The sequence below is a fragment of the Providencia sp. NPDC089933 genome (genome assembly GCF_049545585.1).
GTDB lineage: Bacteria > Pseudomonadota > Gammaproteobacteria > Enterobacterales > Enterobacteriaceae > Providencia > Providencia huashanensis.
The window spans coordinates 138,516-151,398 of sequence record NZ_JBMWDT010000009.1 but is presented as its reverse complement, the minus strand read 5'-3'; the positions used below and the strand labels follow the sequence as shown (position 1 = coordinate 151,398).

Annotated in this window: 10 protein-coding genes and 1 other annotated feature (1 of these 11 running past the window's edge); of the genes, 4 read left to right on the top strand and 6 right to left on the bottom strand. The window is 39.0% G+C overall.

Annotated features, from left to right (window positions below; genetic code table 11):
- Positions 1 to 192: 192 nt before the first annotated feature.
- A complete protein-coding gene (gene topA, locus ACPEH5_RS14150; protein WP_042843673.1) occupies positions 193 to 2,799 on the bottom strand; it encodes a type I DNA topoisomerase in 2,607 nt (868 codons plus the stop codon).
- A 289-nt stretch (positions 2,800 to 3,088) separates the two neighbouring features.
- Between topA and ACPEH5_RS14145 the strand changes: the two genes are divergently transcribed.
- Positions 3,089 to 3,346: a DUF2498 family protein gene (locus ACPEH5_RS14145; RefSeq protein ID WP_042843671.1), complete on the top strand. Its 258-nt coding sequence runs from the start codon at positions 3,089 to 3,091 to the stop codon at positions 3,344 to 3,346.
- A 95-nt stretch (positions 3,347 to 3,441) separates the two neighbouring features.
- Here the strand turns inward: ACPEH5_RS14145 and sohB are convergent, their stop codons facing one another.
- Positions 3,442 to 4,488 (bottom strand): protease SohB, encoded by a 1,047-nt coding sequence (gene sohB, locus ACPEH5_RS14140; protein ID WP_042843670.1) that lies wholly within the window; start codon positions 4,486 to 4,488, stop codon positions 3,442 to 3,444.
- A gap of 179 nt (positions 4,489 to 4,667) precedes the next feature.
- On the opposite strand from sohB, the gene ACPEH5_RS14135 reads away from it, so the two are divergent.
- The 3 genes from ACPEH5_RS14135 to ACPEH5_RS14125 all read left to right on the top strand — a co-directional run bounded on the left by ACPEH5_RS14135 (position 4,668) and on the right by ACPEH5_RS14125 (position 8,702).
- Positions 4,668 to 5,432, top strand: a complete 765-nt coding sequence (locus ACPEH5_RS14135; RefSeq protein ID WP_042843669.1) for a YciK family oxidoreductase — start codon at positions 4,668 to 4,670, stop codon at positions 5,430 to 5,432.
- 6 nt (positions 5,433 to 5,438) lie between these two features.
- Positions 5,439 to 6,029 (top strand): cob(I)yrinic acid a,c-diamide adenosyltransferase, encoded by a 591-nt coding sequence (gene cobO, locus ACPEH5_RS14130; protein ID WP_042843668.1) that lies wholly within the window; start codon positions 5,439 to 5,441, stop codon positions 6,027 to 6,029.
- A 522-nt stretch (positions 6,030 to 6,551) separates the two neighbouring features.
- Positions 6,552 to 8,702, top strand: coding sequence for a filamentous hemagglutinin N-terminal domain-containing protein (locus ACPEH5_RS14125; protein WP_423727049.1), 2,151 nt, complete (start codon positions 6,552 to 6,554; stop codon positions 8,700 to 8,702).
- 63 nt (positions 8,703 to 8,765) lie between these two features.
- Here ACPEH5_RS14125 and aphA read toward each other — a convergent pair whose 3' ends face one another.
- The 4 genes from aphA to rnm all read right to left on the bottom strand — a co-directional run bounded on the left by aphA (position 8,766) and on the right by rnm (position 12,678).
- On the bottom strand, positions 8,766 to 9,479 hold the full coding sequence (gene aphA / locus ACPEH5_RS14120) for an acid phosphatase AphA (RefSeq protein ID WP_042843666.1): 714 nt from the start codon (positions 9,477 to 9,479) through the stop codon (positions 8,766 to 8,768).
- Positions 9,480 to 9,916: 437 nt separating this feature from the next.
- A complete protein-coding gene (rluB, locus tag ACPEH5_RS14115) occupies positions 9,917 to 10,834 on the bottom strand; it encodes a 23S rRNA pseudouridine(2605) synthase RluB (protein ID WP_042843665.1) in 918 nt (305 codons plus the stop codon).
- Between the two features lie 201 nt (positions 10,835 to 11,035).
- Positions 11,036 to 11,656: an L-threonylcarbamoyladenylate synthase gene (locus ACPEH5_RS14110; RefSeq protein WP_042843664.1), complete on the bottom strand. Its 621-nt coding sequence runs from the start codon at positions 11,654 to 11,656 to the stop codon at positions 11,036 to 11,038.
- Between the two features lie 149 nt (positions 11,657 to 11,805).
- A complete protein-coding gene (gene rnm, locus ACPEH5_RS14105; RefSeq protein WP_048607286.1) occupies positions 11,806 to 12,678 on the bottom strand; it encodes an RNase RNM in 873 nt (290 codons plus the stop codon).
- Between the two features lie 164 nt (positions 12,679 to 12,842).
- Positions 12,843 to 12,883, top strand: a sequence feature (Trp leader region) (it continues 61 nt past the right edge of the window).

The following is a 12,883-nucleotide window of genomic DNA, read 5'->3' as shown; positions in this document are numbered from 1 at the left end:
ATCATTATTAATGACAATATCTAAGTTAGCACAAATCTGTTATCGCTTTGGTGCTGTATTTGAGTTTAGTTAATAATTGGTGGTTATATCACAATAGTGCCATTCAATAAGGCCAAAGATCGGTATTCACCTCTAAATAACAAAGCCAGTCATTTCTGACTGGCTTTGATTTTTTAACGTAAAAGTAACCTGTTACTTTTCTTTGACGACCCATTTACCATCAACATAAAAAGCACTCCAACCCGTTGCTTTTCCGTTCTTTTCGGAAGAAACATACTGCTGTTTAGTCTTACGACTAAAACGCACAACAGTTGGATTACCTTCACCATCTTCAGCAGGCGCTTCTGCTAAATAGGCTAATTTTTCAGGCAGACGGTCTTTAAAGCGTTGTAGCTCAGCCACTAGAGGCGCACGAGTTTCCCTAGATTTAGGGAAAGTATTCGCGGCAAGGAATACCCCAGCTGCGCCATCACGCAATACAAAGTAAGCATCTGATTTTTCACACGGCAATTCCGGTAGTGGCACTGGATCTTCTTTCGGCGGTGCAACTTCACCACTCCTTAAAATTTTACGTGTGTTTTTACACTCTTCATTGGTGCAGCCCATGTATTTACCAAAACGCCCCATTTTCAGGTGCATTTCAGAACCACATTTGTCACACTCAATAACTGGGCCATCATAGCCTTTAATACGGAACTCACCTTCTTCGATTTCATAACCTTCACACGCAGGGTTATTACCGCACACATGTAATTTACGCTGGTTATCAATCAAATAGCTATCCATCGCAGTGCCACATTTCGGGCAACGACGCTTAGCTCTTAGCGCGTTAGTTTCCGCATCATCCCCTTCAAGCACGTTAAGAACTTCATCTTCAGGGATTAAATTGATCGTTTTCTTACAACGCTCTTTCGGTGGTAATGCATAACCGCTACAACCAAGGAATACCCCTGTTGACGCTGTGCGGATGCCCATATGCCGCTCACAATCAGGACAGGTTATTGATGTAATAACCATCGGATTAGTGCGCATTCCCCCTTCTTCTGGATCTTTTTCAGCAACATCGAGTTGCGTACTAAAGTCAGAGAAAAACTCATCGAGAACCGCTTTCCATTCCGCCTCATGATTAGCAACATGGTCGAGCTGATTTTCCATACGTGCGGTAAAATCGTAGTTCATCAAATCGTTGAAGTTTTCTTCTAAACGATCAGTAACAATTTCACCCATTTTTTCCGCGTAAAAACGGCGATTTTCTACTTTAACATAACCCCTATCTTGAATAGTCGAGATTATGGCTGCATAGGTAGAAGGACGACCAATTCCCCGTTTTTCTAATTCTTTAACTAATGATGCCTCACTAAAACGCGCTGGTGGCTTGGTGAAGTGCTGGCTAGGCAATAATTCGATTAATGATAGTTCCGTGCCTACTTGGATAGGTGGCAACGTTTTATCTTCATCGTTTTTGCGCAGCGCAGGCATCACTTTCGTCCAACCATCAAAACGTAACGTACGCCCTTTGGCTTTCAGTTCAAACTCTCCCGCTTTCACTGTTAAGGTCGTAGAGTCATATTTCGCAGGCGTCATTTGACATGCAACAAATTGGTTCCAAATTAATTGGTACAATCTTTTGGCGTCATTTTCCATATCTTTTAGTGAATCAGGTAACACATCAACACTAGAAGGACGGATAGCTTCGTGCGCTTCTTGAGAATTATCTTTGCTGCTATATACGTTGGCATCTTTAGGCAGGTATTTCGCGCCAAAGTTGTCATTAATATAGCCACGAACCATATCTAATGCATCTTGACTCAAGTTAGTTGAGTCGGTACGCATATAGGTGATGTAACCAGCTTCATACAGGCGCTGTGCCATCATCATGGTTTTCTTCACCCCAAAGCCTAAGCGCGTACTCGCTGCTTGCTGCAAGGTTGAAGTAATATAAGGCGCACTCGGTTTACTCGAGGTTGGACGGTCTTCGCGGTCAATAACCTCAAAGCGTGCTTTTTCAAGCAATTTTACCGCTGCTGTAGTTTGCGCTTTATTAACAGGCTTGAACGATTTACCAGATTGCGACGTAACTTCCATGCGTAAATTTGCAATGTCTTTATCCGCTAAATCAGCGTGTAATTCCCAATATTCTTCAGGAACAAACGCTTTAATTTCCCTTTCACGCTCAACAATCAGTTTCACTGCGACTGATTGAACACGACCGGCAGATAAGCCACGAGCCACTTTTTTCCACAAAAGTGGTGAGACCATATAACCCACAACACGGTCCATGAAACGACGAGCCTGCTGCGCATTAACCCTATCAATATTTAATTCACCAGGGCTATCAAAAGCTTGTGTGATGGCATTCTTTGTAATTTCATTAAACACAACTCGACTAAAACGAGATTCATCACCACCTATCACCTCACGCAGATGCCATGCGATAGCTTCCCCTTCACGGTCCAAGTCCGTTGCTAGGTAGATATGATCAGCATCTTCTGCCAGTGATTTCAGTTCAGAAACAACTTTTTCCTTGCCTGGCAGAATTTGATAATTCGCTTCCCAACCATGGTAAGGATCAATCCCCATACGCTTGACTAACGCATCACGAGGATCTTTTTTAACTTTCTTTGTTTTGTCGGTAGATGAGCCTGTACTCTTTTGTGAGCCGGTTTGTGAACCAGAGCCGCTTTTCGGCAGATCACGAATGTGGCCAACGCTGCTTTTCACAACGTAGCCACTGCCAAGATACTTATTGATCGTTTTGGCCTTTGCCGGGGACTCCACTATAACAAGAGCTTTACCCATATTTACCTTTACCTAAATATCAACAATGGCGCATTTCTACATTAAAATGCGCAAAATGAGAATCTCTTTTTTATATTGCGACACAATCACAATATATCAATAATTTTTTAAACAATTATTTGTGCTGAAACAAAACTTATAAACTCAGTCACGTTATTCTAAAAGAACACAAAGTCTTCTAGTTCACTGATTTTAACCAAATAAATGTGTTTAGCTGTCATTGAAAAACACACACTCTACCTGATAAAATGCTAGAAGCAACCAATTATTTTTTCAAGGAAGCCATGTTATGCAAGATAATCTACCAATCATTACAAAAGAAGAGTTACTTGAAAAAGCTAATGATATCATAAAGAAACATGATGACTATATTCATGGCATGTTTGTCAACGCTGTTGAGCAACATCGGGGTACTTTTGTGTTTAAAGGGGAATTTTTTCTAGATGAAAATAATATTCCCACATTAAAAAGTACGGCTGCTTTTAATATGTACAAACACCTAGCTCATGTTCTATCTGAACAATACCAACTAAGTAATAACAATTAGTTAACTATTAAGCTATTTAATAAAAATTACCGGCGATTAAGGCCGGTAATTAATTTTAGGACTAAAATGATTTATTTACGAGGTTACAGTTAAAATTATAATAATGGCTTTTGGCCTCGTTGCCACCAGCGGAGTAACAATTTATCAACACTATTTGCCGCACTCCCCATAAATTTATCCATCATTTTTTTGTTTAATACATAACGAATACTCACCACTTCTTTGGTGTCTATAGCGTTAATAATGACATCATCACTCACGCCAATTTTATCAACCAATCCCTTATCTATGGCTTGTGAACCATACCAATACTCACCAGTAGCCACAGATGCTATGTCTAAGGTAGGTCGATTTTGATGTACAAACTGCTTAAATAATTCATGAGTTGAATTTAAGTCTTCCACAAATTTCTTACGCCCCTGCTCCGTATTTTCACCAAGCATGGTTAGCGTTCGTTTATATTCACCAGCAGTGTGCAACTCAACATCTACATCGTGTTTTTTGAGTAAACGGTGAATATTAGGTATTTGTGCAACAACACCAATTGACCCAATGATAGAAAATGGTGCAGCAATAATTTTATCAGCAATACAGGCCATCATATAGCCACCACTTGCAGCAACCTTATCAACAGCAATGGTCAGTGAAATATTTTTTTCTTTTAGCCTTAATAATTGCGAGGCAGCTAAACCATAACCATGCACCATCCCACCAGGGCTTTCTAACCTTAACAAAACTTCATCTTGCTGGTCAGCAACGGCAAGGATTGCACTGATTTCTTCTCGTAAAGAAGAAACTTCTCTCGCATCCATACTACCTTTAAAGTCTAAGACATATAAACACGGTTTTTTAACACCGGTTTGCCCCAGTTTTGCCCCAGTTTTCTCACTTTTTGATTTAACTTTCTGCTGTTTTTTAAATGCTTTCAGCCAGACCTTATGTTCTGATTCATTCATTTTTACTTGCTGCATTTGGCGCTGGCGTTCACGATAGCTTTCACCTAAATCAGTGATTTTTAATGCCCCTTTTGTACCTTGACGGCGCATACCAACACCAAACACAAAAACAGCTAGCAAAACAACAGCCACAAGGATTGTTATGACTTTTGCTAAAAATAACCCATACAAAGAGAAATACTCCACAACTTGATCCTTCTGATATTTATCTTCAATACAAAAATAATCTCACGATTGTCAGTAAACAACCAGAAAAAAACAGTCATTAACACAATATAATTAGTAGATATCTGTGTTAGATTAGCCAATAATCGTAATCAATGCGATGATAAGAATACATGTTAAACATAATGATAGGAAAGAATATGCTCCTATATCAACCTCGACAAGACCTACTGAAAGGAAAAACCATACTCGTAACCGGTGCCGGTGATGGTATTGGTCGCGAAGCCGCTCTCACTTACGCACGTTTTGGTGCATCCTTAATCCTAGTTGGTAGAACACAGCACAAGTTAGAAACCGTTAGCGACGAAATCGCCGCTTTATCTGGGAAGAAATCCCCTTGCTATGTATTAGATTTACTCACTGCTACTATCGATGACTGCCATGCATTGGCTGCAAAAATTTCTGATACAAAACCCTATTTAGATGGTGTTTTACATAACGCAGGGATGCTCGGTGTGGTTGCCCCAATCACTGAGCAGCCGACTGACCTTTGGCATGATGTCATGCAAATTAATGTCAATGCTACCTTTATGTTAACCCAAGCATTACTTCCTCTGCTACTTCGCGCACCTAATGCCTCATTAGTCTTTACTAGCTCAAGTGTTGGTAAACAAGGGCGTGCTGGCTGGGGTGCTTATGCCGTATCAAAATTTGCGACTGAAGGTTTAATGCAAGTTTTAGCAGAAGAATATAAACAAAGTAATCTTCGTGTAAACTGTATTAATCCTGGAGGAACAAGAACTAGCATGCGTGCAAGTGCTTTCCCAGAAGAAAACCCTCTTAAACTGAAAACCCCTGCTGATATTATGCCTATTTATATTTATTTAATGGGTGATGATAGCCTCCGTAAAACAGGGGAAAGTTATGATGCACAACCAGGTCGTAAGGCTGGTGCAGCGGAGTAATAATTTATGTCTCAAAGCCGACACGAAGAACGTCAACAACGTTTGAAAGACAAGGTGGATGCGCGCATTGAAGCGGCGCAAATTGAACGTGGAATATTAATTATTTTCACAGGGAACGGTAAAGGTAAAACGACCGCTGCTTTTGGTACTGTTTGCCGCGCAATTGGGCATGGTAAAAAAGCGGGTGTCATACAATTTATCAAAGGTAGTTGGGATAATGGCGAACGCGAGCTATTAGAACCACAAGGCGTACCTTTTTACGTGATGTCCACTGGGTTTACATGGGAAACCCAAAATAAAGAAACAGACACCCTTGCCTGCCTTGAGACATGGCAACATGCCAAACAATTACTCAGTGACCCACAATACGATTTGGTGGTTCTAGACGAGCTAACTTATATGGTGAGCTACCACTACCTTGATCTAAATGAAGTCACCCAAGCACTACAAAGCCGCCCAGAAAACCAGTCAGTTATTATCACTGGCAGGGCTTGTCATCGCTTTTTGTTAGAATTGGCTGATACAGTAACTGAAATGCGGCCTATCAAACATGCGTTTGATGCAGGGATTAAAGCACAAAAAGGAATTGACTGGTAATTTGTAATATTTAAATGGTCATAGTCCAATCATTTTTTGGGCTATGCCCTCTGCAATCTAGCCCCCCTTATTAACACTCAAAATAAGAGTGCAAAATAATAATAAACTTATAAAGTTTTTCATTTATTGTTAACTTGTATTGTTGTTTTCCCTCAAATAATTACATTTCAGACTTATCATTAAATAATGATATTTTATAGCATAAGCTAAGAATATAAAAATTATTAATGCAGCCGACTTAATTTAACCTATCAATTCCAATTCATTAAGTATAATTGCCTGAGTAAAAATACCATGCATTACAGAAATAGAGTAATTATAACAAATTGAAAATTAAGATTTTTGGTTGAAGTTAATAGATCATCATCTATATTTATGCGGTTTTAGTTATTTATTGAAAAACAATAAACAATATATTCACGTTAATATTATTAATTTTATTAAAATCAATATACCTGCATAATTAAACAGCCAGAAAGGATTATTAGTTTAATTAAAACTTACCTATTTTAAGGGATATATATGCAGAATATTTTAAACCATAATTTCAATATTCCCACATTGAAATTTAAGCCACTCTTTTTATGCGTTTCCATGATCGTCGGTTCAACAACAGTAGCCCAAGCTGAGATTGTCTCAACGAATGGTGCAGGTATATTAAATCAAGGTAATGGCCCTACCGTTGTTTATATTAATAAACCAAGTCAAGGCGGGGTCTCTCATAATGTGTATAGTAAATTTGATGTTGACCAAAAAGGCGTTATTTTAAATAACAATGGAGGAAACTCTAATACCATTCTTGGTGGCAAAATCGGTAGTAATGGTAATGTTGCTGGTGGTAATAGAGCTAAAGTGATTTTAAATGAAGTAAATTCTAATACAGCAACCACCCTAAACGGAATGATTGAAGTAGCCGGAGGGAAAGCACAAGTTATCGTTGCTAACGCTTCAGGTATCACCTGCAATAACTGTGGCTTTATCAATACCAATCACGCGACTCTGACGACAGGCAAAGTCAACCTAGCCAATGATGGTTCTATTGCTAACTATAATGTACAGCAAGGAAAAATCGCAATTAACGGCAGTTTTAACGCTAATTCTCCAACTGATATCATTGCTCGTTCCGTAGCGATTAATGGTATTGTTGATGCCCAGCGTCTCAACGTTGTTGCTGGTAATAATCAAGTCAATGCCTCTGGTGAAGTTATTGGTTCAACGACAGCTATTGGCACTAAACCTAGTGTCGGCATCGATATTTCTGCTATGGGTGGCATGTATGCAAATAAAATCTCATTAATTGCCACTGAAAGCGGAGTGGGTGTTGCTAATGCGGGGGATATCATTACTCATAATGGTGCCATCACGATTGATAGCGCAGGTAGCGTCAATAATACTAACGCAAGGGTCAATGCCGCTAAAGATTTAAACATTAAAGCAACAGCTGTAACGAATAACGGCCATCTGGTTGGTAATAAAAACGTCAATATCACCGTTGCAGGTACGGGTACCATCAATAATGATCAGGGTGAAATCACATCTTACAACAATGATATTAATTTAACGACATTGGGGCAATTAAACAATAATGGAGGAACAATCACCGCATTACAAAATATAAATTCAACGTCTGATACTTTGATTAACGATAATGGCTCATTCAATACCTCAAAAGGCGATATGAATATCCATTCCATGAATATTATCTATAATCGAGATAATCAAGGTAACCCTAATGACCCATCTAAAGGGTTCAATTCTGCTCGTGATATCAATATCAGTGCAGTGCATGTTGTAAATCAAAACTCCAATATCACTGCAGGTAGAGATGCCGTTATCAGTTCACAATCATCAATTGAAAACTTAGCAGATAGCAAAATCATCGCCCAACGCCGTGCGGAGATCAGTACCATGTCTTTGACTCAAACTAACTCTGTGATAAAGACAGCTAATGGTCGTATGGATATTGATGCATCGGTATCATTAAACAATGATGCATCATCAAAAATAGACAGTGGTCGGTTAATGAATATCAATGCTAACCAAATCAATAACTCTGGCACTATTATTTCAAATAATGGTCAAATGGCTATCAATTCGAATATATTAAATAATCGCTCAGGTTATATTAAAGGAAATAATCTAGCCATTAAGGCATTTAATATTGATAACCAAGCTGGATTAATTCATTCAGAAAACAATTTAAACATCGAAACCAGTCATCTGAATAATAACAATAGTGCTGACTTTAAACAGGCTAATGCTAAGTTTGGCTTGGTGGATCAGAACGGTGGTCTGCAAACCAATAATGGTACTGTAAAAATTCAAGGGGATACTCTCTACAATATTAATGGTTCTATTGCTGCAAACGTGAATAATATTTCAGCTTCACGTAATGATGTTGATGTTAAGCTTAAATCAACACTTAACAATAATTATGGGAAGATCTTAGGCGCTAATAACCAAAAACTTGATGTGGGTTTATTAGAAAATTACTCAGGAAGCATTGATGCAGGTAGAAACCTGACAATTGATTCAAAAAATCGGGTCAACAATCAATATGGTACTTTGCGTTCTTCAAATACAACTAAGGTCACAAGCCCTATCGTTACTAATAGCACAACAGGTACCATCACAGGCAATCGAGTCATTATCGATTCTATTGTAACCAACTAATTTACTTAAGTTATAAGAAAGGAGACGATAAACGTCTCCTTTTTCATTAATTGTCGTTCAGAATTAATATTCTGAGTTAATCACCACTTCCTCACCAAAACGCCCTGCTTTCGGCAATGGCTGATAAGAGGAATTTGCCGCTCTTAAAATACGGATACCACGAATACCTAATTCATGAGCTGCTGCAATATCTGCATCTGCATCACCATAATAAATAGTCAGCTTATGGTCATGCATCCAGCTTACTTTATTATTTTGACCAGGTTCATCACCTGCAAAAATAACTTTCTGCATTTTATCTTCAGGAATAGCTAAACCTTCTTGAACATATTGAGTGACGGTTTCAGTTTTTGTTTTAGTACGGCCAGTAATGAAATAAACAGTATCTCCACGGTCTAAGTGCATTTTGACTAAGTCAATACCCACCTGTTTTGGCATACTAAACTTATCCCATTCATTGTTCATTTTTTCCCAAAACTGTTGGTTTTTTAGATAGCTAAAATCATTTGGTGAAAACTCTAATTTACCACGATAAAAACCAGGGCTCGAAAATAACACTGTATCATCAATATCAAAACCAACCGCCATTGGGGCTTTGCCTTCTAAGCTTTGTTTGATTTGCTCAATGGAAACCCAATGAATAGGCTGCTGTTGCGCTAATTCAACGACTGTCACACCAGGGCTGACTGTTTCTGGCATTGGTATTTTTGCCTGAGAAGTTGCAGTAAAACTTAATGCCAAAGCAACCGCGCTCAGAGTTAGTGTTATTTTTTTCATTTCTTATCCTTATTCAAGGTTTATCCGCTTAAAAACCATTCTTTATTCATCTGGATAAACTGTCTAGCTAACGTGTAAGTAAAATGTTTAACTGCTTATTTTTCTATTACTATCAATAAATAATGCAGAAATTATGTGAGGGACATCTCACATGGGAGGTAATACTAAGTTTTTTAGTTACATTAAAATGAGACACATATCTCATAAATGTTATCTATTCTTGATGGGTTTAATAATAATGTGAGCTAGACCATTAATTTAATAATTGATGGTCTTATGACGAAGTTAGTTCAATAAGTGATAAAACTTAATATTTCTTTAAAGTAGTGCTAACTGTAACCTTCTACACACTTAACATAATTATTTTTGCGAATAAAAAAGCGCATCGGTATCCCTTAGCGCTTTCCTTTAATAATGAAATAATGATTATTACGAAATTAGATACGTGTACGACGCTTCGCTGTCGGCCTTGATGATTGACGCTTAGCTGCAGGGCGTGCTGTAACTTGTGTATGGCGTTTCACCGCACGACGAATTTGGTTCGCTTTAATTCGGCGTTGGTCTCGTTCAACAGCAACCTTACTTTCTGTTTCAGGTGCTAGTTCAACCAATTCGCGAAGATAATTGGTTTGTTGTAAACCAAGCTCTGTCCACCCGCCACGAGGAAGCCCTTTTGGTAAATCAATGTCGCCATAACGAACACGGATCAATCGGCTAACTTGAACACCGACTGATTCCCAAAGACGTCGAACTTCACGGTTACGCCCTTCTGTTAACGTCACGTTATACCATTGGTTCATCCCTTCACCACCGCGATATGAAACCGTTTTAAAAGAAGCAGGACCATCTTCTAATTGCACGCCAGTGGTTAATTGGCGAATTTTAGCATCGTTAATTTCACCAAAAACACGTACCGCGTACTCACGTTCGACTTCACGGCTTGGGTGCATTAACCGATTCGCTAATTCACCATCTGTCGTAAACAATAATAACCCACTCGTATTGACGTCCAAACGGCCAACGGCAATCCACCTAGCCCCTGTTAACTTCGGTAAACGATTAAAAACAGTAGGACGGCCTTCAGGATCATGGCGAGTACATAATTCACCTTCTGGCTTATAATACGCCATAACACGGCAAATCTCTTTCTCAGGCTCTTTAATCGCTAATAAACGGCCATCTAAACGGATTTTTGTTGCTGCTGTAACTTCTACTCGGTCACCTAATGTTGCAATTTTACCATCAACACTAATACGACCTGCCTGCAGGAATGTTTCGATTTCACGACGGGAACCATGCCCAGAACGGGCAAGGATTTTTTGTAATTTTTCAGTTTTTTGCGGTTTAGCGCTCATGTAACCCTCTACTGTCGCCTTCACAGGCGTCAAATGACTTTTGGGAGTGATATGTTTACCCTCTCCAAAAAGTATTGAATTTGTAAACCCGCGTATTATACACAGGTTTATCTTGAAGCCCTATTACTTATCAGAATATCGCACTTTCAATACATTTTCATATAATTAGCTATATAAACACAGTGTTTTATTAGCTAAACATTACTCAAAAGGCGATGGGTCTCCAGTACCGACCCGAGCAACTACTGGCGTGTCATCCGTAAAATCAATGACTGTTGTTGGTTTTTGCCCGATGTAACCACCGTGGATCACTAAATCGACCTGTTTATCCAATAAATCCCTAATTTCCTCAGGATCAGATTGAGTAAAATCATCACCAGGCATGATTAAACTGGTCGACATTAACGGCTCTCCCACCGCTTCAAGTAGATCCCTTGCAATAGGATTAGAAGGCACTCGTAAACCAATTGTTTTACGTTTTTCATTCATTAAACGGCGCGGGACTTCTTTGGTTGCACGTAAAATAAACGTATAATTACCGGGTGTATTATTTTTAATTAAACGAAATACCGTATTATCAACATGGGCATAATTGGATAATTCAGAAAGGTCACGGCACATTAGTGTGAAATTATGATTGGTATCGAGTTGGCGGATACGGCAAATGCGTTGCAATGCATCTTTTTCTTCTAAACGACAACCTATTGCATAACCTGAGTCTGTCGGATAAACAACAACACCACCTTTATTTAGGATTTCAACGCTTTGGCTAATTAACCGCGTCTGAGGGTTGTCCGGATGGATATAAAAAAACTGGCTCATACATACCTCTACTTTTCGTAGTATCGACAGCATCACCCGGCAAAATACCTATAAATGGTACTATCTATTTATTCAATTAAATGATTTATGTGAAATAAATCATTATCCATACTGGTTATTTTACACCGCATTGTTAATACATCAAAGTATTAGGTGTTTTTTACTTCAGCCCACTGCGCCCAAACGGCCTGTTCATCATCAGGTAACCATAAATTGCGCCCCAGTTCTATCCAAGAACATGGTCGATGAAAATCGGAACCAACTGAGGTTCGTAGCTCAGCAACTTTTGCAAGCTCAGCTAAATACTGCTTTTCATTTGGAGGTTGTTGGCAATGGGAAACTTCCATAGCATCACCATTACATTGCTTAAAATAAGCAATAAGGCGTTTCAACCACTTATTTGATAGTTGATATTTAGATGGGTGCGCTAAAACAGCGACCCCACCTGCGGCGTGAATGGCTTCGATAGATTCGTGAATAGAGCACCACTTTGCAGGAACATACCCTGTTTTGCCTTTTGATAAATAACGTTTAAATACATTGTTAATCGTTTTTTCTTTACCAATTTTAACAATATATTGTGCAAAATGCGCACGAGTCACTTGCCCACCGGCAGAAATATTTCGTGCATTTTCCCATGCATCGTCAATGCCAGCTTTTTGCAAACGACGCCCCATCTCTATTCCACGTTCTAATCGACGAGCTGATTGTTCTTCCAGCAATTTAATCATTGCGGGATGCTCCGTAGAAAAGTTTAGCCCCACAATATGTATTTCTATATTTTCCCAAAGAGTGGATATTTCTACGCCGTTGATAAGTTCAATTGGCCGATCATTTTCAGCCAAATAACGTCTCGCTTGCAATACACCATCGCAAGTATCATGGTCTGTGATAGCCAAAATATTTACGCCCATGGTTATCGCACGTTCAATTAACGCTTCAGGGGTCAGCTCCCCATCCGAAGCAATCGTATGACTATGTAAATCATAACGAGTCAATAATGACGTTGCTGCTTGCGGCATGGTGGTATCTTCTCCAATTTCCATTAACAACTATTTTCCTAATAAATTAACAAAGTGCTTGACACTAAAGACACGATCCAGTTAACTAGTACGCAAGATGGCTTGGCGCCAATAATTAATCAGTTTATCCAGTGAGGCATATCATGACTTTATTTAACCTAACAAATCGTTGGTGGCGTGACTTCCCAAATTGGGCGGAAGCCGC

Coding starts and splice junctions, on each gene's coding strand:
- topA (WP_042843673.1), bottom strand. CDS start 2,799: ATGGGTAAAGCTCTTGTTATAGTGGAGTCCCCGGCAAAGGCCAAAACG.
- ACPEH5_RS14145 (WP_042843671.1), top strand. CDS start 3,089: ATGCAAGATAATCTACCAATCATTACAAAAGAAGAGTTACTTGAAAAA.
- ACPEH5_RS14135 (WP_042843669.1), top strand. CDS start 4,668: ATGCTCCTATATCAACCTCGACAAGACCTACTGAAAGGAAAAACCATA.
- cobO (WP_042843668.1), top strand. CDS start 5,439: ATGTCTCAAAGCCGACACGAAGAACGTCAACAACGTTTGAAAGACAAG.
- ACPEH5_RS14125 (WP_423727049.1), top strand. CDS start 6,552: ATGCAGAATATTTTAAACCATAATTTCAATATTCCCACATTGAAATTT.
- aphA (WP_042843666.1), bottom strand. CDS start 9,479: ATGAAAAAAATAACACTAACTCTGAGCGCGGTTGCTTTGGCATTAAGT.
- rluB (WP_042843665.1), bottom strand. CDS start 10,834: ATGAGCGCTAAACCGCAAAAAACTGAAAAATTACAAAAAATCCTTGCC.
- ACPEH5_RS14110 (WP_042843664.1), bottom strand. CDS start 11,656: ATGAGCCAGTTTTTTTATATCCATCCGGACAACCCTCAGACGCGGTTA.
- rnm (WP_048607286.1), bottom strand. CDS start 12,678: ATGCCGCAAGCAGCAACGTCATTATTGACTCGTTATGATTTACATAGT.